Consider the following 19,941-nt stretch of genomic DNA (forward strand, 5'->3'; position numbering starts at 1 on the left):
ATGCGTAGTTCCTTTTTGAGACAAGCATGTTGTACCGGGCTGCTGGCCGCGCTGTTGCCCCAGGCGCAGGCGGCGGGCAAAGGCTGCGAAGCGATCAGTCAGCTGCCGTCGGTCATCGAGATAGACCAGGGCCTGCAGCAGGAACTACGCCTGCCGCTGGCGATCAGCCGGGTTGCCGTGGGTGAGCCGAAGGTGGCCGATGTGCAGGCCAGCGGCGAGCGCGGCGTGGTAATTACCGCGGTGGGCCAAGGCAACACCACCCTGATGCTGTGGACGGCATGCGCCCCGTCACCGCACCGGGCCATGGTATTCGTCAAAGGCCGGGCCAGTGCCGACATGGCCGAAGACAGCTTTTTGCCGTCGCAGGATGCGCAACTGATAAGCCAGGTGCAGGCCGACATCCGCTTCGTGGAAGTACGCCGCACCAAATACAAGGAGGCCGGTGCACGGTTGTTCTTCAAAGGCTCCAACAATAGCCTGATCGGCTCGCCGGGCACCGTGCCCGGCACGTCCGTCAGCCCCGGTTCGGTCCCCAACGTAACCCCGTCGATCCCCCTCGACGACACCGTCTTCAACATCGTCTGGGGCGGCGGCAGCAGCCGCTTCCTGGCCATGATCAACGCCCTGGAAAACAGCGGCTTCGCCTACACCCTGGCGCGCCCCAGCCTGACCGTGCTCAGTGGCCAGACTGCGAGCTTCCTGGCGGGCGGCGAAATCCCGATCCCGGTGCCCAGCGCGGGCAGCGACAACGTGTCGATCGAATACAAGGAATTTGGCGTACGCCTGGCGCTGACACCAACCGTCATCAGCCAGGGCAGGATCACCCTCAAGGTGGCGCCGGAAGTCAGCGAGCTGGACTACAGCAACGTGGTGACCATCGCCGGTACGCAGGTGCCGGGTTTGACGGTAAGGCGCACCGACACCAGCATTGCCCTGGCCGATGGCGAGAGCTTCATCATCAGCGGCCTGGTCAGCAACAACACCCGTTCCGCCGTAGACCGCCTGCCTGGCCTGGGTAGCCTACCGGTACTGGGCGCGTTCTTCCGCAACTCGGCCATGCGCCGCGAAGAAACCGAACTGCTGATGATCGTCACCCCGCACCTGGTCCAGCCGCTGGCCGCCAACGCCCGGCTGCCGCAACTGCCGGGCGAGAACCTGCGCACCTACGACCCCAGCTGGGGGCGCCTGTTCTTCCTGGAGAACGGCAACTTCGATGGCCAAGGCGGGTTATCCCAATGAACGAGAGCCTGAACCCCACCTTCCTCGCCATCACCCGCAACGAGGAGGACCTGCACTGGCTGCAAGGCGCACTGGCGCCGCAAGGCCAGGTGATCGGTGCCAGCGCCGGCAGCCTCGACGAGCTGCTGGCGCTGGTCAACGCCACCTTCAGCAACCTGATGTTCATCGGCCTGGACCGCGAACAACTGGTCAGCCAGTGCGCCTTGATCGAAGGGGTGCTGGAGGCCAAGCCGATGCTGGCGATCGTCGCCCTCGGCGATGGCATGGACAACCAACTGGTGCTGCACGCCATGCGCGCTGGCGCCCGCGACTTCGTCGCCTATGGCTCGCGCGCAAGCGAAGTGGCCGGGCTGGTGCGCCGCCTGGGCAAGCGCATGCCGGCGGTGGCCAGCAACCCCGCCCTCGGCGGGCTGACGGTGCTGTTCGGCGTACAAAGCAGTGCCGACGGGGCATTGCTCACTACCCACCTGGCCCGGGTGGTGCAGGAGAGCGGCCAGCAAACCCTGTTGCTGGACCTGGGCCTGCCGCGTGGCGACAGCCTGGCACTGCTCGGCCTGGAAGCGTCGTTCTTCTTCGGCGACGCCCTGCGCCACTTGCGCCGCCTCGACACCACACTGATCGACAGCGCATTCACGCGCGACAAGAAAGGCTTGCGCCTGCTGACCTACGCCGAGGCCGACGACCCGCTGCAGCAGACCAGCGCCGCCGAGCTGTACATGCTGTTGAGCGCCCTGCGCCAGCATTTCCAGCACATCGTCGTGAACCTGACCGGGCATGCCGACAGCGAAGCCCTGCGCACGTTGGTGAGCCATTGCGACAAACTGATCGTCTACACCGACCAGAACATCCTCGACTGCCGGCGCAACCTTGAAGTGCTCGACCTGTGGCGTGACCACGGCATGAAACTGGAGCACGCCAGCCTGTTGGTGGACCGTTATCTGAACAACGTTGCACCCGACGCCGATACCCTGGCCAAACGCTACGGGCTGCCCTTGCTCAAGGCCATCCCCTACAGCCCGGAAGTGCGCCTGAACGTGAAAAACCAAGGCCTGAGCCTGTTCGAACTGGCCCCGCGTGAAAACCTCACTCAAGCCCTGCGCAGCCTGGGCGAACGCCTGGCACGGCGCTCGGAAAACCTCGCACCACCCGCCTTCACCTGGCTGCGTCGGCTTTGGGGGAGCAAATGAGCAATGACCAACCCTTTGGTGGCCCGCAACACGCCTCCGGCGACCCCTACGCGCTAAAGCGTGCACTGCACCGCTTTGCCATCGACGCCATCGAGGACAGCGGCCGCAACCTGCTCGAAGGCGCCCGTCCAGCGCTGACCCAGTTCGTGCTGGAGCAGGTGGGCGACTACGTCGCGCGGCTACGCCTGGCCATGTCGCGCTACGAAATGGAGCGCCTGGCCGAAGAGCTGGTGGATGAGCTGACCGGTTTCGGCCCGCTGGAAGTGTTGCTGCGTGACCCCACCGTCACGGAAATCCTGGTCAACGGGCCGCACCGGGTGTTCGTCGAACGGGCGGGCCTGTTGCAGCAAACCGACCTGCGCTTTATCGACGCCCACCATGTGGAGCGGGTGATGCAGCGCATCCTCGCCCCACTTGGCCGGCGCCTGGATGAATCCTCGCCAATGGTCGACGCGCGCATGCCCGATGGCAGCCGGGTGAATGCGATCATTCCGCCTGTGGCACTGGACGGCCCGTGCCTGTCGATCCGCAAGTTCCGCCAGGACATGCTCAAGAGTGCCGACCTGCTGGCCACCCGCGCCATCGACCAGCACATCTTCGACTTCTTCGAGCGCGCCGTGGGCAAACGTTGCAACATTCTGGTCAGCGGCGGTACCGGCACCGGCAAGACCACCCTGCTGAACATCCTCAGCCAGATGATCGCGCCCCGCGAACGCCTGGTGACCATCGAAGACGTCGCCGAACTGAATTTGCACCATCCCCACGTGGTGCGCCTGGAAACCCGCCCGCCGAATGCCGAAGGGCATGGCGAAGTCAAAGCCAGCGAACTGATCCGCAACGCCCTGCGCATGCGGCCCGACCGCATCATCCTGGGTGAGATACGCGGCAGCGAAGTGCTCGACGTGCTCACCGCAATGAACACCGGCCACGATGGCTCGATGAGCACGGTGCACGCCAACACCGCCCAGGATGCGCTGCTGCGCCTGGAAACCCTGGTCGGCCTGAGCGGCCGGCAGATTGCCGAAAAGACCATGCGGCAAATGGTTTGCGCGGCGCTGGATGTGGTGATCCAGCTGACCCGCCTGCCCGATGGCCGACGCTGCGTCAGCGAGGTGCTGGAAGTGGTCGGCGTGCGCGATGAGGTGTACGTGACCAACACCCTGTTCCGCCTCGATCGTCGTGGCGGCGATACCTTTCTGCGCGAAGCCCCCAACCCGGCAGGCAGCAAGCTGCACGCAGAGGGCCTGCTGTGACCGGCCCCGTGCTGCTGGCACTGTCCCCACTGTTGCTGGGCGTGGCCTTGCTGCTGCTGCGCCGTGGCCTGTACAAGCGGCAAGAAGAGCGCATCCTGCAACGCCTGGGGCGGGCGTTCAGCATTGTGCGCAATGGCACCGCCCGGCGCGAATGGCTCGACGCCCTGCTGCAACGCGCCGGTTTGGGGGCTATCGACTTTGAGCCACAACGCTGGTTGCTGGCGTGGCTGGCCGTGGTGCTGCTGGCGCTGATCGTTGCCGGCTGGGTGGCCGCCTTGATGCTGCTGGTCGGCCTGCCGACCCTGGCGTACCTGATCCTGAGCTGGCAAAGCCGCCGGCGGATGCGGCAAATCGTCGACCAGTTGCCCAGCCTGCTGGACTACAGCGTTCGCAGCCTAAAGGCCGGCCGCACCCTCAACGACGCGGTGCTGGGCGGTATCGACAGCAGCCGCGACCCCCTGCGCTCCGCCATGGCGCGGGTGCGGCGCAACGTACAGTTGGGCGTGGCGCTGGAGGATGCCGTGAGCGAGCTGGCCGAACTGCACCAGCAGGACGAACTGCGGCTGTTCGCCCTCGGCTTGCGCATCAACCAGCGCTACGGCGGCAATGCCAGCGAACTGATGGAAAACCTGATCAAGCTGATCCGCGAGCGTGAACAAGGGGCACGTCAGCTCAAGGCGATGACCGGCGAAACCCGCATTACCGCGATCATTCTCGGGTCGTTGCCGCTGGCCATGGTCGGCTACTTCATGATGGCCAACCCGCATTACCTGTTGGCCATGTGGCGCGACAGCAGCGGCCAGATGATGCTGTTGCTTGCCTTTGCCCTGCAGGTGCTCGGTTGCCTGGTGCTGTGGCGAATGATGAGGAGCCTGTGACCATGGCCTTGCTGATCTGCGCCCTGTGCCTGTTCATCGCCGCCAGCCTGTTTGGTCTACAGGTTATTCGCCAATGGCGAGCGCGGGTACTGGTGACCCGACGTCTGCAAGGGCGACTGACCCGCGACGAACGCCTGGGCGACTGGCTGCAGTGGCTGGGCAACAGCGTGTGGGGGCAGCGGCTACAGAAATTCGACGGCGAAAGCCAGGCCCTGCTTGAGCGGATCGGCTGGCGCCGCAGCCGCCAGCGCGCCCTGTTTGCCGCTGTTCAGCTGGGCCTGCCGCTGCTGGCCGTGGCGCTGACGCTGTTGTTGCAACAGGGGTTCAAGGGCAGCGCCGCGGCCGGCTGGATGGTCTGGCCATTGTGCGCACTGGGCGTCGGTTACCTGTTGCCCAAACGCCTGCTGGCCGTGGCTGCGGCCCGTCGCCAGCGGCGCATCGCAGAAGAGGTCAGCCTGATGATCCCCTTGCTGCGGATTCTCTTCGAGACCGGCCTGGCCGTTGAACAGGCACTGCGCGTGCTGAGCCACGAAGGCCGGACGCTGATCCCGCACATCAGCGCAGAGCTGCGCCAGGTGCTGCAGCGGGTGGATTCGGGCATGGCGCTCGGCCCGGAACTGGAAAAGGTCGCCCGGTTGCTGGCTGTGGATGAGTTCACCGATACCTGCGTGATCCTGCGCCAGTTGCTGACACAAGGCAGCGGCGCGATGAAGTCGTTGCAGGCACTGAAGGCGCTGCTCGACGACCGTCGCCTGACCCGTCTGCAAGAACGGGTATCGATGATGTCGGCAAAGATGTCGGCAGTGATGATGGTGTTCCTGTTTCCGGCCTTGCTCATTGTCCTTGCCGGGCCAGGCTTTTCTGCATTGGCGCGGGCGTTGAGCCCATGAGGACTGATTGATGAAGACAATCCTGTTGTGCGCAAGCCTGGTGTTGCTGACCGGATGCGCCGGGCAACAGCCCGAAGGCCTGCGCCAGTTGTTCGCCACCGCCAGTTGCAGCAAGCCGGACGCCGACCAGCAACTGGCACTGAACCTGGCAGACGAAATGCTCAACGACGGGCGCCCGCACGCCAGCCTTGCCCACCTGCAGCAACTGCCGGACACCTTCGACCAGGTGCGCCTGCGCAAGGCCAAGGTGTCACGGCTGCTTGGCCTCAGCGAGGCCGAGCCCTTGTACCGCAGCCTGCTCGGCGGTTGCCTGGCTGCCGAAGGCGAGCACGGCCTGGGCCAACTGGCATCGGCCCGCGGTGACGACGTACAGGCCCTGCAAAACCTGCAACGCGCCGTACGGCTCGCGCCTACCGACGAGCGGGTGCGCAACGACCTTGGCGTGGTGCTGATGAACCTGGGGCGCTATGACCAGGCGCGCTTCGAGTTGCTGACGGCAATCGAACTGAAGGACGACAACACGCTGTCTGCGGTCAACCTGGTGACCTTGGCGCTGGTGCAGGACAACTGGCAGCAGGCCACCGACCTGGTCGGCCGGCTGCAGCTCAAAGCCGGGCAATTTGCCGAAGCCCAGGCGCGGGCCGGCAAGATCAAGGCCGGCGGCCGAGGCCCCATTGCATCGGCCAGGGCCCCGGACATGATGGTCAATTGATACGCGGAGGTGATCATGATCAGGTACGTGATGCTACTGGCCTGCTGCTTAGGCAGCGCGACGTTGATGGCCGAGGAATACCCGCGCCATGCCGCTGCGGATGAGACGGCCACCGAACGGCTGTTGCGCGTGCAGTCCAGCGGCGAGCAGGCATCCACGCGCCTGCAGGTGCAAACCGCGCGGGAGCGTGACCAGTCCATGCAGCGCTGGCTGGATACGTACAAGTACGAAATCCCCGACTTCTACCGCTGGACCAAGATGACAGAGCGGAATAATTAGTTCGCGGGTATTTTTGCGTCGCTTGGGAGATCGAGCGCCGCCCGCGCGGCGCTCGATCTAACAGGCGACGCGATACTCAAAGCCAGGCAAGCGAAACGGCAAAACCGGCCAGCAAAAAAGGCGCAAACGGCCTCTTCTCCCCCGGCTGGCGTGCCCTGCGCCGCATCATCTGCCATGCCACCAGTGCCACTCCGGCACCAATGAAGGTACCGAGAACGTGGTCCACGCTGGTAGCCAGCGCCAGCGCGCCAAGCAGCTTGACGTCCCCAGCCCCGAACTGGCCGAGCATGTAGCCAGGCAGCGTCAGTAGCAAAACGATGACGAAAGCCAGTGCCGCATCGCTGCCCTTGGCACCTAGCCAGCTGTGCCCGGTGGCCAGCAACCAGGCCAGCGCACAGGCGGCAACACCGAGCGTAAGGACATTGGAAATCTGCCGCTCCCGGGCATCCTGACCGGCGCACAACGCAAGCCAGACAAGCACTGCAAGGCTGTGTATAGGCAATTGGCCATCCCTGTTCGTCGATCGGTTCTATGCTGTTACTCAGGATTCATGGTCAGGGTAGACGCAATCATGAAAGCAGGCCCGGCAAAACGGCAAAACGGCGCAGCGGCCATTGAGTTCGCGGCCGTATTCATGATTTTTTTCGCGGTGTTCTACGGCCTGGTCAGCTACACCTTGCCCATGCTGATGCTGCAGTCATTCAACCAGGCCAGCGCCGAAGCCGTGCGGCGCTGCGTGGCCCTGGACCCGAACAGCGCCAGCTACACCACCGATGTGCAGAACCTGGCCCACCAGGTCATCGGCCAACAGTTGCAGTGGATGCCCGCCGCGTTCAACTTCCAGCCCGCCAGTGACGCGCAGGTAACCCTGGGCGCCAACAAATTGCTGACCGTGACCATCAATTACCCCAAAACGAAACTGACCAACGTGCTGCCAATGCTCGTCCTGCCGCTGATCGGTGAAGTGCCGCGCCTGCCCGATCGCCTGCGGGCCGAAGCGAGCTTGCAGCTATGAGCGGCCTTTTCGATCGCTGGCTGGGCGGCCCGGCCACCGCGCAGGCCGAGCCGGCCCCGCAAGCGGTGGGCCTGCAACTCTGGCTGGATGACCAGGGGCATGTGCTGCGCCTGGCCGGGCCCCTGCGCACGGTGCTGCCTGCAAATTCACACAGCGCCCCGCGTGTGCATGACTACCTGCAACAGCAAAGCTGGCTGGTACTTGAAGGCCCCCCCGCCGACTGGCAGGGGCAACCGCTGGACCTTGATTTTGCGACCGTGCACGGCCCTGCCCTGCACACCCGTGGCTGGCTTCAGCGACAGGCCGATGGCTGGCTGCTGCAGGTGTTCGATATCGGTGACCTGCTGGGCGAACGCGAGCAGCACGGCCATCGCCTCACCCAGCAGAAGCTGGCAACGGAGCTTGGCCGCAGCCTGCGCGACTGCGACGAAGAACGCCTGCTGCTGACAGCCACCGAACAACTGCAGCAACTGGCCGAGCACTGGCATGCCGGCTCTGTGCGCCTGATGCTGCCGGGCGATAGCGGCTGGTACACCTACACCTGCAGCGACAACGACTGGCCCTGGGCCGAGGACGAGCGCTTGCGCCCCTGGCTGCAAACACTACCGCCTCGGGGCCGCGAAATAGCTGCTGGAAACCCGCTGTTGCAGCCATCGTGCGCCGGTTTGCCATTGTTGGCCGTGCCCTACCTGCACGGCCATACCGTGCAGGCCTGGTTGCTGTGCGCGGGCGCGCCACGGCCGCCGACCAGCGAAACGGTCGCTGCCTTGCTGCAGGCGCTGATCGAGCCCCTGCTCACTCGCCTGCGACAGCAGCAGTTGCGGCAACGCTCACGCCACCTGGATGAACTGCAACAGCAGCTGGGCGCTGGCTGGTGGTCATGGCCCCTGCAGGGGCCGCTGCAGTTTGACCCGGCCCTGGCCTTGCGCCTGGGCGTACCGCCGGAAGCCACCGCCGAGCAATGGTTGGGGCGCTTGCACCCGGCCGACCGCGAAGCCGCACGCATGGCGCTGGAGCAACTGCGCGAAGGCATCGCCTTGAACCTGAGCCTGCGCCTTCTGCCAGCCAACAGCCTGGCAAGCCCGCGCTGGCTGCAGTGGGTAGGCCAGTTGCAAGGCCGTCAGGTCCAAGGATTTCTGCTCGATATCAGCGCGCTGAAGGCCCAGGAGCTGCAGGCCGGCGCCGCACGCGCGCGGCTGGAAAACCTGATCGCCAGCTCGCCCGCAGTGATTTACGTCCAGCGCTATGCCGAAGGCGCACTGCACAGTGAATTCTTCAGCGCCAGCCTGACGCCACTGCTGGGCTGGGAGCAGGACAGCGAACAGGCCCGCCAGCCAGGCCAGACGCTGCACCCCGACGACCGCTGGTTGTGGCTGGAACGCACCCGCACGCTGTTGCGCGACGGCCAGGCCCGCAGCCGCTACCGCCTGCGCGACCACCTTGGCCGCTACCACTGGATACTGGACGAAGCCCGCCTGCTGCGTGACGACCTGGGCCAGCCTGTCGAGGCAGTCGGCCTGTGGCTGGACGTCAGCGAAGCGACCGAGGCGGCCGAGCAAGTGCGCCAGAGCGAGGAGCGCTACCGCGTGCTGGTAGAAGACTCGCCGGCCATGATCTGCCGCTACCGCCCAGACCTCGAACTGCTGTTTGGCAACCACCCGCTAGCCGAACAGCTGGAGTGCGCACCACAACAATTGACGGGCATGAACCTTGGTCAGTGGCTATCCGACAGCCAACGTGCGGCCTGTCTCCAGCGCCTGGCGCGGTTGACGCCGGCGCAGCCCTTGGCCAGTGCCGAAATCTGTCTGCAACTGCCCGGGCGCAGAACAGCCTGGTGGGTGTGGGCCGAGCGTGGCCTGTTCGATGAGCACGGCCAGTTGCAGGAAGTGCAGGCGGTGGGGCGCGACAATACCGAGGTACGCCACAGCCAGCAGCAACTGCTGCAAGGGGCCAAGATGGCCACCTTGGGCGAATTGGCAACGGGCCTGGTGCATGAAATCAACCAGCCGTTGAGCACCATGCGCCTGGCGCTGGTCAATACCCTCAAGCGCCTGGAAAGCGGTGAGGTCGATGCCGAGTACGTGACGGGCAAGCTGCAACGCATCGACGCCCAGGTGGAGCGCGTGGCGCACCTGGTGGAGCACCTGCGCACCTATGGACGCCGCTCCGAGGTCGAACAGCATGTGTTCGCGGCGTGGGTAGCAGTGCACGGTGCGCTGGGGTTGCTGGCGGAAGGGTTGACCGGCAAAGGCGTGGCATTGCACATCGAAGAGCCCGACCTGTGCCCGGAAGTACTGGGCCATGAGGACCAGCTCGAACAGGTGCTGATCAACCTGCTGGTCAATGCCCGTGATGCGCTGCTCGAACGGCGGGTTGCCAAGCCGCGGATCAGTGTGAGCCAGCGCGTCGAGGAAGGGCAACTGTGCCTGCTGGTGGAAGATAACGGCGGCGGCATCGACCCGCGCCTGCTCGAGCGCATCTTCGAACCGTTCTTCACCACCAAGCCCGCCGGCATGGGCACCGGCCTCGGTTTGTCGGTCAGCCACAGCATCGTCGAAGCAATGGGCGGCCGGCTGGAAGCGCACAACGGCAACGAGGGGGCATGCTTGCGGGTGTGGTTGCCGCTCTACAACGCCAGCTGAGCGCGGCCGCCAGAGCAACTGAGGTTGGCGCCGACTTCCGCGTTGACCAGGTCGATGCCCAATACTTTCAGCAGCACGTTCACCAAGGGGTCAAGCAAGGGGCTCAGCAGGTTTTTGATCAGGGGCTCGACAATGCCCTTGACGCCGCTAAGCACGCTGCCAACGATAACCAGCACGTCGCCGAGGCCGCTATTGACGGTGGGTTTGTAAGCTTCCAGTTGTATGCCTTGCAGCGTGTCGGTGAGGCTGCCAACCACGTTGCTGTTGGCGGTTTGCATGCTTTGGTAAGCGGGGGTAAGGCCAATGTTTGGCGGGGTGCTGTTGGGCGCCTGGAAGATCAGCGGGCGCTCCACGGCACCGCTGCCCAGCAGCTTGCTGTTGACCCGCAGGCCGAGGCCGCCGCCGACGAAGGGAATACGGGCCTCACAGGTTGCAGGCAGTATCAAAAGCCGAGTGCATCGCTTGGAACCGATGTCTACCAACGGCAAAGCCTTTACGGCCGTGGTGCCATTGGTGAAGAACGCATTGGCGGACTCAAAACGCCCGACTGCAACCTTGGCCGCTGAGCTCTGGGTTTGCGTCGTCAGACGCTTGGGTGAGCAACTGAACGTATCGGGTGATTGGGGGTTGAGACGCGTGGTGGCCTCGGCAACCTCCAGCCCTATATCCAGCGACAGTTTATCTGGCACCAGAATGATGTCACTGACCGTGCAGGGTATGCCCACCAGGCAGAGCACCGATTGCAACGTGCTGGCCAGGTTCAGGCTGAGCAGGTTATTGATCACGTTGGTCAGCGGCGACACCAGGTCGAGCACTGCGTTGGCGAGCCCGAACACCGAATCCAGCAATGGCAACTCTAGCGAAATCATCGCCCGCACCTGTGCGGTATGCACCCGCAACTCATTCGTGCGCGGGTCGCCCACCGCCGAAATCTGCTGAGGCTCGATCACCTTCAGACGCACCCGGCCATTGACCAGCCCTAACACGGTTATGGGTAAATCCACCGTTGCCGCACTTTCGCTGACCGCCAGCTGAATGACTCCCTGCACCAATTGCAGCAACTGAATACTGGCGTCCAGCCCGGCCTGCGCCGTACCGTTCTGAATATCGAGCAAGTCGCCCAGCTGCAGCAACGTACTGTTGCTGGCACCGAGGGCCAGCTTGCCAAGGTTGGTCACCACATTTGCCGCTGCACCGCTCTGCTGCAACACCTTTACAGCCGCTTGCAGCAATTGCGTAGCGGTGGCGTTGGCAGTGAGCAATTGCTGGTAGTCGCCTGCCTTGAGCTTGAGGTCGATGGCCAACTGATCGAGATAGCGGAGCAAATTGAGTTGGCTGCTGGCGATGCCTTGCCAGCCGGCTACATCAAGCTGAACGGAACCGCCCAAGGCGCCGAGCAGTGCATTGAGCAAAACCGACTGCCGCGAATCGACGGTCGCCAGCGTGGTCCGAATGGTCAACATCGCCTGCGGCGGCAGCGGCGACGATGCCACCGCGTGCGCCTGCAAGGTCGTGGTCAACGGCACACCACTGCCCTGCGCCAGGCTATACACCCCCGCCGCAACACTGGTGGGCACCGTGTTGCTCACATCCACGCGGATGGCTTCATTGCGATTGTTGTCACTGGTGAAGGTGCGCAAGCTGTTGGCGCCGGTCTGCAAGTACCCGCAACTTGTGGTCAGCGGGTTGCTGGCCGCGTGGCCGTTGCGGGTGGCGGCGGTGCGGGCAATCGCGTTGGCCTGGGGCCCGCTGCCGGTGCACACGGCAAACTGGCCTGCCGCCTCCAGCGCCGACATGTCGGCAATGCGCTGCAGCTTGCGCTGCTCCAGGTACAGGCGGCCGCTGTCGATCACCACCAGCATGAACAACAGGGCAAGGCCCAGGGTTATCACCGCCATGAGGCCAATTGCGCCACGTTGACGGGCTGCAGATGAGGGAACCACGGGCACTCCTTTGCCGGCCACTGGCCATGCGTCGCGGCTGCGATTCAAGGAGTGTAGTTGCGATAATGGCTAATTGCCTTGCAGGAACCAACCTGGCATCGCCCGGTCAACTTCTGCAGACATTCTTAGCAGGGCCCCAGGCATGAACAACCCTTTCGACCGAATCAGTGCTGCATTCGCCCCCGAATACCGGGTCAACCTGAGCATCGCCAACCTCGACGGCAGCATCATGCTGACCCTCTCGGACGACGCCGGCGTAGTCGCCAAGCGCCTCATCACCCAGGCTCAGCGCAACGACCCGGTGCGCCTGCAACGGGTGATCGACAGCATCCGCCTGGGCCTTGCCATCGAACTCAGCCAGAACCCCATGCAGGTGCTGGCCGCGCTCACCCGTGACGCCCGACACGAGCCGCGCCATTTCGTTGCCAACTGAGGGCTACTTGCCCTCCTCCACTGCCTTGCCATTGGCATCCAGCACCTTGGTCGAGGGGTAGCGGTACGAGGCGTAGCGCACCACCAGGATCGAGAACGCCAGCAACAGGATGCCCCCGCACAGGTACAGCAACCCTTCGTCCGGTGCCTTGTGGTGCGAGACATCGCCGATCAGCAGGCGGGTAAGCGCGGTGATGGCCACGTACAGCAGGAAGCGGATCGGCATGTGGTTGGTCTTGAAGTAGATACCGACCATCGCCCCCAGCTCCAGGTAGATGAACAGCAGCAAGATGTCATCGACGCTGATCCCGCCCTTGCCCAGCATTTCCAGGAACGTCGCCACCGCCGCGTAGGCGGTGATCGCGCCAATGCCGAACAACGCCAGGTAATGGAACGCCTCGACGCACAGGTTGCCCAGCGAGTCGGCCGAGCCGTGCAGGCCCTTGCGCAGTTTTTCTGCCCATTTGATGTTCACGATGTTCCATTCCCCGATACGACTTTAAGGATGATGCGTCACCCGTGTGACGCTTGTGCCATGCAGTTAAAGGGCCAGGCCCCTGTCTTGGAAGGCGACCGATTGCCGCAAGGCACTTTGGGCATGGCAAGAAGCCAGGTCGCCTGGGCCGGCCCTTCGCGGGTGAACCCGCTCCCACAGGTACTGCTTCCCTTGGCCACGCTACAATTTCTGCTTGCGAACCAACCAATATTGCCATTACTGTATATAGATACAGTAAATCGCAACACAACCAGCAAAAAGGCATAGAGGTGATGAATGGCCGTCGAAGTGGTGTACCGCAGCAGCCGCGACCCGGAGCGCTTGTTTATGGATAAGGCCGAAGCAGACCGTCACGACAAGATGCTCGAACTGGCCGAGCGCCTCGCTGAAGTGCTGCACAAAGCGGTGCCCTCGCTGACCGAGCAGCAGGTCGAGGAAGCCGGTATCTACATGGCCAAGAATCGCGATGTGTTCGCTCGGGCGTTCAAGAGCCAGCCGGATGCGTTGGCCGAACTGCTCGAAGCGCCCGCAGCAGAGTAAATACCTGCACCGGCCTCATCGCCGGCAAGCCAGCTCCCACAGGTACAGCGCACAGCCAAAAGATGGCACCCTACCTGTGGGAGCGGGCAAGCCCGCGAATAGGCCAGCAAAGCCAGTATCAACCTTCAGCCATACAACAACCGCTCCGCCAGCATCTGCGCCACCCGCGCCGGCGAACGCTTTTCCGCCTGCGCATGGCCAAATACTTCGGTCAGCCGTGAAGGAATGCGCGCCAGGTGCGCGGTAATGGTGCCCAGGTCCTCGCCCCGGTGGGTCAGCGCCACGTAGATAAGTCCGCCGGCATTTATCACGTAGTCTGGCGCATACAGTATCCCGCGGGACTCCAACTGGTCTGCCACCTGCAAGGTGGTCAGCTGGTTGTTGGCCGCCCCCGCCACTGCCGCACAGCGCAGCTGCATCACGCTCTGCCCGTTCAATACCGGCCCCACGCCGCAGGGTGCGAAGATGTCGCAAGGGGTGCTGATCAACGCATCGTTGGTCACAGGTTTTGCATCGAACTGCTCCATCGCCAAGCGCACACGCCCTGGGTCCAGGTCGCTGACCAGCAGCTCCGCGCCCACCGCATGCAGTTGCTCCGCCAGCGCATACCCGACATTGCCCAGCCCCTGTACCGCTACCCGCAGCCCTCTTAGGTCATCGCTGCCCAGCCGGAACGAGGTGGTGGCACGAATGCCGGCGAACACCCCCATCGCCGCATGTGGCGAGGGGTCACCGGAGGCCGTGGTGCTGGTCACATGGGGGGTGCTCTGGGCGATGCAGTCCATGTCCAGGGTCGAGGTGCCACTGTCCACAGCGATGATGAAGCGCCCATGCAAAGTATCGATGAAGCGGCCAAAGGCCTCGAACAGCGCGGCGCGGTTCTCCACATGCGGGTTGCGCATGATCACCGCCTTGCCCCCACCCAGCGGCAAGCCCGCCAGCGCCGCCTTGTAGCTCATGCCTTGGGCCAGGCGAATGGCGTCGGTCATGGCGCTTTCGTCATCGGCGTAAGGCAGATAGCGGCAACCGCCCATGGCTGGGCCCAGCTGCTCGCTGTGGATCGCCACAACCGCTTTCAGGCCCGTCGCCGGGTCGTTGAACAGGTGCAGTGACTGGGTACGGGTGCTTTGCATCAGTGCGAACATCGACAGGCTCCCCCACGAGGTGCTCCTTCCAGTATAGGCACGGCCCCGAAGCTGGCGTGGCCGCCGGACCACTGGACGAAACCGCCCGCCACAGCTAATACTCAAGCGTGTGTGGAGATACCCCATGAAGCCACGTCAAGCCTGCCTGGCCTGCCTGGAACGCGAGCCTGTCGCCCTGCTGGAAGCCGCATTGTGGATGGCCGCCGAGCACGACCGCAGCGTCGAGCCCGCGGCCAGCCTTGCCATGCTGCATGACCTGCAGCGTGAGATCAGCGCCAACCTGCCGATGCTGCCACTGTGTGAACTGGCCCAGCCACTGCTGCGACAACTCAATGCCCTGGGCTTTCAGCAGGATGAGTACCACCCCCTGCGCCCGCAGGCCGCGATGATGGACAAGGTGCTACAACGCCGCCGTGGCCAACCACTGACCTTGGCCATCCTTGCCCTGGAGCTGGCCCAGCGGCTGTCCATCCCGCTGGAGGGTGTGGGCTTCCCTGGCCATTTCCTGCTGCGCGTGCCGGGTGCCGACCACCTGCTTGACCCCTGTGGTGGCCGACGCCTGTACCCCAATGATTGCCGTGAGCTGCTGGCGCGCCAGTTCGGCCCGCACGTTGCGCTGACGGCGGAGCACCTGCGCAGCGCCAGCCCGCTGCAGATGCTGCAACGGCTGTCACGCAACCTGCGTCAGCTGCACATCAGTAACGACAATCACCTGGCGGCCTTGATCGATGCCGAGCGGATCATGCAGCTGGGCCCGGTTCAAGTCAGCGACTACGTGACCCGCGCCTCGCTGTACCAGCACCTGGACTGCCCACAGGCCGAGCGCTTCGACCTGGAGCATGCGTTACTGCTGACAGATGACCCGGTCCAGCGCCTGAAGCTGTCCGAGCGGATCGGCAAGCTTCCGACGGCGAACCGTTCCCTTCACTGAGCCGGGCTGTCCGGCTGCTGGGCTGGGTGGGCCTTGGCGAATGCCGGGTGCACGGCCGCCAGGGCGGCAACCCGGAGGATGCGCGGGAAGCTGTCGAGGTCGATATTGAAGCGCTCGGCGGCATAAAGCTGCGGGATCAGGTACACATCCGCCAGCCCGGGTTGCTCACCGAAGCAAAAGCCATGGTCACCGATCAGTTGCTCCACCGCTGCCAACCCCTGGCTGATCCAGTGGCCGATCCACTGGTTGACCTGGCCTTCGTCCTGGCCGGCCTGGCGCAACCGGTTGAGCACGCTGACGTTGTGTAGCGGATGAACGTCGCAGCCAATGATTGCCGCCACGCCGCGTACCTTGGCGCGCGCTTCGGCCGTGGCCGGCAGCAGTGCAGGCTGTGGATAAACCTCTTCCAGGTACTCGATGATCGCGGGTGACTGCACCAGCAATTCGCCGCCGTCGGTACGCAAGGCCGGCACGCGGCCCTGCGGGTTGACGGCGACATAGCCCGCACCCCGCTGCTCACCCTGTAGCAGGTTGACCGGCAGGGACTGGTAAGCCAGCCCCTTCAGTGCCAGGGCAATGCGCACCCGGTAGGACGAAGTGGAACGGTAATAAGTGTACAGCTCCATGCCCCTGCCTCCTCAGTTGGCCGCGATGACCGTGCCACGGCATTCGCCGAAGCCGATGCTGGCCACGCCGTCACGGCTGCAGCGGGCACGCAGGATGATCTCGTCGCCGTCTTCGAGGAACTTGCGCACCTCGCCGCTGGCCAGTTCAACTGGCAGCTTGCCGCCTTCGGTGATCTCCAGCAGGCTGCCATGCGAACCCGGCGTGGCGCCCGACAATGTGCCCGAACCGAACAGGTCGCCCGGCTGCAGTTGGCAGCCGTTGACGCTGTGGTGCGCCACCAGCTGCGCCACGGTCCAGTACATGCTGCGGGTGTTGCTCAGGGTCAGGCGGTGCGGGGCAGCGCCCTGCTCGCGCATGCGCTCGGTCAGCAGCAGCACTTCGAGTTCGATATCGAATGCACCGGCGGCCTGGTCGCGCTTGTCCAGCAGGTACGACAGTGGCTGCGGGTCGCCATCCGGGCGTGCCGGCTGGGCGCAGCGGAACGGCTCCAGCGCTTCAGCCGTGACCACCCAAGGCGAGATGGTGGTAATGAAGCTTTTGGACAGGAACGGCCCCAAGGGCTGGTATTCCCAAGCCTGGATATCACGCGCCGACCAGTCGTTGAGCAGGCACAGGCCGGCTACGTGCTCGGCAGCATCGCCAATCGGGATCGCCTGGCCCATGTCATTGCCCTGGCCAATCCAGATGCCCAGTTCCAGTTCGTAGTCCAGCCGCGCGCAAGGGCCGAAGCTCGGCTCGGTGTGCCCGGCCGGCAAGGTCTGGCCCTTGGGCCGGCGTACATCGGTGCCGGACGTGCGGATGGTCGAGGCGCGGCCGTGATAACCGATCGGCACGTACTTGTAGTTGGGCAGCAGCGGGTTGTCGGGGCGGAACAGCTTACCCACGTTTTTTGCGTGCTCGATGCCCACGTAGAAGTCGGTGTAGTCACCGATCTGCGCAGGTACATGCAACTGGCAGGCACTGGCCGGGTACAGCGCGGCTTGCAGCGCCGCCTGGTGTTCGCTGTGTTCGCCAAGCAGCACCTGCAAGCGCTCGCGCAGGGCGACACGGGCGCTGCGGCCCAGCGCGAAGAATGCGTTCAGTGCACCACCACAGGTGGCTTCCACGGCGGCCTTGGCGGCGCCGTCGAACAGGCCGGCGGCCAGTACCGCCTCCAGGTCAAGGATCGCGTCGCCGATGGCCACGCCACAGCGCCTGGCTTCACCCGGTCGGCTGAAGATACCCAATGGCAGGTTCTGCAGCGGGAAGTCGCTGTGCCCGTTGGCGTGCTCGACCCAGCTACGGGCATTGGCAGTGTGGTTCATCGGTTATCTCCGGTTCGGGTTGAAGGTGCTCGGCAAGGTGGCCCAGCAACTATCGTAGTCGGCCTGCAATTGCGGGCATTCAAGGGCCCGCTGGCTCGGGCGCAGCACTTGGCTGGTCTCGAACATGAAGGCCATGGTGTTGTCGATCTTGTGCGGCGCCAGGTCGGCGGCAATGGCTTTTTCGCAGGTTTCGGCGTCGGGGCCGTGGGCGCTCATCACCCCGTGCAGCGAGGCACCACCGGGCAGGAAACCCTCGGCCTTGGCATCGTAGGCACCGCTGATCAGGCCCATGAACTCGTTCATGAGGTTGCGGTGGAACCATGGCGGACGGAAGGTGTTCTCGGCCACCATCCAGCGCGGCGGGAAGATCACGAAGTCCATGTTGGCCAGGCCATGCACGCTGGTCGGCGAAGTCAGCACGGTGAAGATCGACGGGTCCGGATGGTCGAAGCTGACGGTACCGATGGTGTTGAAACGGCGCAGGTCGTATTTGTACGGCACGTTGCTGCCGTGCCAGGCAACCACATCCAGCGGCGAGTGCTGCAGTTCGCAGGCCCAGTGCTCGCCGAGGAACTTCTGCACCAGTTGCACCGGCCCTTCGGCCTCTTCGTAGTGCGCCACCGGGGTGAGGAAGTCGCGCGGGTTGGCCAGGCCGTTGCTGCCAATCGGGCCCAGCTCCGGAATACGCAGCGGTGCACCGTGGTTTTCGGCGATATAGCCACGGGCCTGGCCGTCGAGCAGTTCGACGCGGAACTTCATGCCGCGCGGAATCACCGCGATTTCCAGGGGGCCGACTTCCATTACACCCAGTTCGGTGGCAATGCGCAGGCGGCCCTGTTCCGGCACCAGCAGCAGTTCACCGTCGGCGTTGAAGAACACTCGCTCCATGGAACGGTTGGCGCAGTAGATGTAGATGCTCACGCCGGCCGGTTTCTGCGCCGGGGCGTTGGCCACCATGGGCAGCCAGCCTTCGATGAAATCGGTGGGCTCGGCAGGTATGGGCTGGGGGCTCCAGCGCAAGCGGTTGGGGTTGATGGCCCCCAGCGGCGCGGTCAGCGGCTGGCGCGCCAGCCGCTCGAAGCGCGGGTGCAATGCAGACGGGCGAATGCGATACAGCCAGGTACGGCGCAGCTCGCTGCGGGCCATGGTGAACGCCGTGCCCGAGAGCAATTCGGCGTACAGCCCATAAGGCGCCTTCTGCGGCGAGTTCTGCCCGACCGGCAAGGCACCCGGCAGCGCTTCGCTGGCAAACTCGTTGCCGAAGCCGCTGAGGTAGTGAAGGTCGGGTGATGTGTCGCGAATCATCGATGCCTCCGGGCTCTGACCGAGCCGTTGCTGGCAGCTGGCTGCTGGCCCGATGCGGGGTGACAGCGCGTCTGCATTGTTTTTATCGTAATCAGATTACGAATAACGTAATTTGCTACGGGCATGGCGTCAAGCTATAAAGGCGCGACTCGAAGAATCCGGAAGCAGATGTCCATGACCAAAGCCAGCTCCTCCGCCGACAACGGCAAGCAGAAAGTCCGCTCGGCGGAGGTTGGCACAGACATCCTCAAAGCCCTTGCCGAACTCTCCCCCTCCACCTCGCTGTCGCGCCTGTCGGAACATGTGCAGATGCCGGCGAGCAAGGTGCACCGCTACCTGCAGGCGCTGATTGCCAGCGGCTTTGCCGAGCAGGATGCGGCCACCAACCATTACGGCCTGGGCCGTGAGGCCTTGCGGGTGGGGCTGGCGGCGCTGGGCAGCATCGATGTGCTGAAGATTGCCGCACTGCCGCTGTCGCAGCTGCGCGATGAACTGAACGAGAGCTGCTTCATTGCGGTGTGGGGCAACCAGGGCGCAACCGTGGTCAGCATCGAACCTGCGGTGCGTGCAGTTACCGTGGTCACGCAGATGGGCTCGGTGCTGCCGCTGCTCACCTCGTCCACCGGCCTGGTGTTCGCCGCCTACCTGCCGGAACGCGAGACCGTGGAGCTGCGTGACCGGGAACTGGCCGCCCTGCAGCAGAGTGCCGACGATTACCAGGCGGTATTGGCGGGCATTCGCGAACGCGGCCTGCACCATGTGCACGGGCTGCTGATGCCGGGCGTGGATGCGCTGTCGGCGCCCGTGTTCAATGCCATGGGGCAGGTTGCGGCGGTGATGACCGTGGTCGGGCCGACGTCGATCTTCCACGCCGACGAACATGGCCCTGCGGCGCAACGGCTGCTGGCGGCTGCGCGGGAAACCAGCTGGCGCATGGGCTACTCGCCCGCTGCCTGAGCGCCTGCGGCACTATTGCCCGATACGTAAAGGTGAATGTCATAAGCCGCTATTTTTCCCATGGGATCAAGCGCTTATTCTTGACTCACTGGCCGGCATGAAGGGCTCTCCCCCCGCTTTTCATGCCTGCGAGGTTCACCGACGTAGATTTTGAAGCTCCTTGATC

20 protein-coding genes are annotated in these 19,941 nt (G+C 64.5%); 13 read left to right on the top strand and 7 right to left on the bottom strand.

The features are described 5' to 3' along the window. Genes WF331_RS08590 through WF331_RS08620 form a run of 7 tightly spaced genes read left to right on the top strand, consistent with a single transcriptional unit; the run spans position 1 to position 6,438 of the window. Positions 1-1,239, top strand: a complete 1,239-nt coding sequence (locus WF331_RS08590) for a type II and III secretion system protein family protein (protein WP_016497971.1) — start codon at positions 1-3, stop codon at positions 1,237-1,239. Beyond that, complete coding sequence (locus WF331_RS08595) at positions 1,236-2,426, top strand: hypothetical protein (RefSeq protein WP_016497970.1); 1,191 nt, start codon at positions 1,236-1,238, stop codon at positions 2,424-2,426. Before WF331_RS08590 ends, WF331_RS08595 begins: the two co-directional genes overlap by 4 nt. Continuing rightward, positions 2,423-3,679 carry a CpaF family protein gene (locus WF331_RS08600; RefSeq protein ID WP_016497969.1) on the top strand — a complete coding sequence of 419 codons (1,257 nt, stop codon included), beginning with the start codon at positions 2,423-2,425 and terminating at the stop codon, positions 3,677-3,679. The genes WF331_RS08595 and WF331_RS08600 overlap by 4 nt, the downstream gene beginning before the upstream one ends. Continuing rightward, positions 3,676-4,557 carry a type II secretion system F family protein gene (locus WF331_RS08605; RefSeq protein ID WP_016497968.1) on the top strand — a complete coding sequence of 294 codons (882 nt, stop codon included), beginning with the start codon at positions 3,676-3,678 and terminating at the stop codon, positions 4,555-4,557. The genes WF331_RS08600 and WF331_RS08605 overlap by 4 nt, the downstream gene beginning before the upstream one ends. 2 nt (positions 4,558-4,559) lie before the next feature. Further along, on the top strand, positions 4,560-5,447 hold the full coding sequence (locus WF331_RS08610; RefSeq protein ID WP_016497967.1) for a type II secretion system F family protein: 888 nt from the start codon (positions 4,560-4,562) through the stop codon (positions 5,445-5,447). A 10-nt stretch (positions 5,448-5,457) separates the two neighbouring features. Next, positions 5,458-6,159 carry a tetratricopeptide repeat protein gene (locus WF331_RS08615; RefSeq protein ID WP_016497966.1) on the top strand — a complete coding sequence of 234 codons (702 nt, stop codon included), beginning with the start codon at positions 5,458-5,460 and terminating at the stop codon, positions 6,157-6,159. A gap of 15 nt (positions 6,160-6,174) precedes the next feature. Further along, positions 6,175-6,438 carry a DUF3613 domain-containing protein gene (locus WF331_RS08620; RefSeq protein WP_041167555.1) on the top strand — a complete coding sequence of 88 codons (264 nt, stop codon included), beginning with the start codon at positions 6,175-6,177 and terminating at the stop codon, positions 6,436-6,438. Positions 6,439-6,514: 76 nt separating this feature from the next. Here WF331_RS08620 and WF331_RS08625 read toward each other — a convergent pair whose 3' ends face one another. After that, complete coding sequence (locus WF331_RS08625; protein WP_041167959.1) at positions 6,515-6,934, bottom strand: prepilin peptidase; 420 nt, start codon at positions 6,932-6,934, stop codon at positions 6,515-6,517. A gap of 75 nt (positions 6,935-7,009) precedes the next feature. Between WF331_RS08625 and WF331_RS08630 the strand changes: the two genes are divergently transcribed. Together WF331_RS08630 and WF331_RS08635 are read left to right on the top strand one after the other, a co-directional pair. Beyond that, positions 7,010-7,453 carry a TadE/TadG family type IV pilus assembly protein gene (locus WF331_RS08630; protein ID WP_041167554.1) on the top strand — a complete coding sequence of 148 codons (444 nt, stop codon included), beginning with the start codon at positions 7,010-7,012 and terminating at the stop codon, positions 7,451-7,453. Beyond that, positions 7,450-10,095: an ATP-binding protein gene (locus tag WF331_RS08635; RefSeq protein WP_284360457.1), complete on the top strand. Its 2,646-nt coding sequence runs from the start codon at positions 7,450-7,452 to the stop codon at positions 10,093-10,095. The genes WF331_RS08630 and WF331_RS08635 overlap by 4 nt, the downstream gene beginning before the upstream one ends. Here WF331_RS08635 and WF331_RS08640 read toward each other — a convergent pair. After that, complete coding sequence (locus WF331_RS08640) at positions 10,080-12,038, bottom strand: pilus assembly protein TadG-related protein (protein ID WP_340622805.1); 1,959 nt, start codon at positions 12,036-12,038, stop codon at positions 10,080-10,082. The genes WF331_RS08635 and WF331_RS08640 overlap by 16 nt on opposite strands. Positions 12,039-12,180: 142 nt before the next feature. Here WF331_RS08640 and WF331_RS08645 point away from each other — a divergent pair, with 142 nt between their 5' ends. Further along, positions 12,181-12,471, top strand: a complete 291-nt coding sequence (locus tag WF331_RS08645) for a DUF3509 domain-containing protein (protein WP_016489056.1) — start codon at positions 12,181-12,183, stop codon at positions 12,469-12,471. Between the two features lie 3 nt (positions 12,472-12,474). Here the strand turns inward: WF331_RS08645 and WF331_RS08650 are convergent, their stop codons facing one another. After that, on the bottom strand, positions 12,475-12,945 hold the full coding sequence (locus WF331_RS08650) for a phosphate-starvation-inducible protein PsiE (RefSeq protein WP_016497960.1): 471 nt from the start codon (positions 12,943-12,945) through the stop codon (positions 12,475-12,477). Between the two features lie 297 nt (positions 12,946-13,242). On the opposite strand from WF331_RS08650, the gene WF331_RS08655 reads away from it, so the two are divergent. Beyond that, the gene (locus WF331_RS08655) at positions 13,243-13,506 is read left to right on the top strand and encodes a YebG family protein (protein ID WP_016497959.1); all 264 of its coding nucleotides are present in this window, start codon (positions 13,243-13,245) and stop codon (positions 13,504-13,506) included. Between the two features lie 125 nt (positions 13,507-13,631). On the opposite strand, the gene WF331_RS08660 is transcribed toward WF331_RS08655, so the two are convergent. Then, positions 13,632-14,651, bottom strand: a complete 1,020-nt coding sequence (locus WF331_RS08660) for a Leu/Phe/Val dehydrogenase (protein WP_016497958.1) — start codon at positions 14,649-14,651, stop codon at positions 13,632-13,634. A gap of 124 nt (positions 14,652-14,775) precedes the next feature. Here WF331_RS08660 and WF331_RS08665 point away from each other — a divergent pair, with 124 nt between their 5' ends. Then, entirely contained in the window at positions 14,776-15,582 is an 807-nt protein-coding gene (locus WF331_RS08665; RefSeq protein ID WP_016497957.1) for a SirB1 family protein, read from the top strand. Here the strand turns inward: WF331_RS08665 and maiA are convergent. From maiA to hmgA, 3 genes are read right to left on the bottom strand one after another with little or no spacing between them, the layout of a single operon-like run. Beyond that, complete coding sequence (maiA, locus tag WF331_RS08670) at positions 15,576-16,208, bottom strand: maleylacetoacetate isomerase (protein WP_016497956.1); 633 nt, start codon at positions 16,206-16,208, stop codon at positions 15,576-15,578. The two genes, WF331_RS08665 and maiA, sit on opposite strands and share 7 nt — an antisense overlap. 12 nt (positions 16,209-16,220) lie before the next feature. After that, the gene (gene fahA / locus WF331_RS08675; RefSeq protein ID WP_340622806.1) at positions 16,221-17,513 is read right to left on the bottom strand and encodes a fumarylacetoacetase; all 1,293 of its coding nucleotides are present in this window, start codon (positions 17,511-17,513) and stop codon (positions 16,221-16,223) included. 3 nt (positions 17,514-17,516) lie between these two features. Continuing rightward, on the bottom strand, positions 17,517-18,818 hold the full coding sequence (hmgA, locus tag WF331_RS08680; RefSeq protein ID WP_174369727.1) for a homogentisate 1,2-dioxygenase: 1,302 nt from the start codon (positions 18,816-18,818) through the stop codon (positions 17,517-17,519). A gap of 174 nt (positions 18,819-18,992) precedes the next feature. On the opposite strand from hmgA, the gene WF331_RS08685 reads away from it, so the two are divergent. Further along, positions 18,993-19,775 (top strand): IclR family transcriptional regulator, encoded by a 783-nt coding sequence (locus tag WF331_RS08685; protein WP_016497953.1) that lies wholly within the window; start codon positions 18,993-18,995, stop codon positions 19,773-19,775. The last annotated feature ends 166 nt before the right edge of the window (positions 19,776-19,941 follow it).

Origin of the sequence: Pseudomonas sp. YNh (genome assembly GCF_037993085.1) — a bacterium.
GTDB lineage: Bacteria > Pseudomonadota > Gammaproteobacteria > Pseudomonadales > Pseudomonadaceae > Aquipseudomonas > Aquipseudomonas putida.

Coding starts and splice junctions, on each gene's coding strand:
- WF331_RS08590 (WP_016497971.1), top strand. CDS start 1: ATGCGTAGTTCCTTTTTGAGACAAGCATGTTGTACCGGGCTGCTGGCC.
- WF331_RS08595 (WP_016497970.1), top strand. CDS start 1,236: ATGAACGAGAGCCTGAACCCCACCTTCCTCGCCATCACCCGCAACGAG.
- WF331_RS08600 (WP_016497969.1), top strand. CDS start 2,423: ATGAGCAATGACCAACCCTTTGGTGGCCCGCAACACGCCTCCGGCGAC.
- WF331_RS08610 (WP_016497967.1), top strand. CDS start 4,560: ATGGCCTTGCTGATCTGCGCCCTGTGCCTGTTCATCGCCGCCAGCCTG.
- WF331_RS08615 (WP_016497966.1), top strand. CDS start 5,458: ATGAAGACAATCCTGTTGTGCGCAAGCCTGGTGTTGCTGACCGGATGC.
- WF331_RS08620 (WP_041167555.1), top strand. CDS start 6,175: ATGATCAGGTACGTGATGCTACTGGCCTGCTGCTTAGGCAGCGCGACG.
- WF331_RS08630 (WP_041167554.1), top strand. CDS start 7,010: ATGAAAGCAGGCCCGGCAAAACGGCAAAACGGCGCAGCGGCCATTGAG.
- WF331_RS08635 (WP_284360457.1), top strand. CDS start 7,450: ATGAGCGGCCTTTTCGATCGCTGGCTGGGCGGCCCGGCCACCGCGCAG.
- WF331_RS08645 (WP_016489056.1), top strand. CDS start 12,181: ATGAACAACCCTTTCGACCGAATCAGTGCTGCATTCGCCCCCGAATAC.
- WF331_RS08655 (WP_016497959.1), top strand. CDS start 13,243: ATGGCCGTCGAAGTGGTGTACCGCAGCAGCCGCGACCCGGAGCGCTTG.
- WF331_RS08660 (WP_016497958.1), bottom strand. CDS start 14,651: ATGTTCGCACTGATGCAAAGCACCCGTACCCAGTCACTGCACCTGTTC.
- WF331_RS08665 (WP_016497957.1), top strand. CDS start 14,776: ATGAAGCCACGTCAAGCCTGCCTGGCCTGCCTGGAACGCGAGCCTGTC.
- maiA (WP_016497956.1), bottom strand. CDS start 16,208: ATGGAGCTGTACACTTATTACCGTTCCACTTCGTCCTACCGGGTGCGC.
- fahA (WP_340622806.1), bottom strand. CDS start 17,513: ATGAACCACACTGCCAATGCCCGTAGCTGGGTCGAGCACGCCAACGGG.
- hmgA (WP_174369727.1), bottom strand. CDS start 18,818: ATGATTCGCGACACATCACCCGACCTTCACTACCTCAGCGGCTTCGGC.
- WF331_RS08685 (WP_016497953.1), top strand. CDS start 18,993: ATGACCAAAGCCAGCTCCTCCGCCGACAACGGCAAGCAGAAAGTCCGC.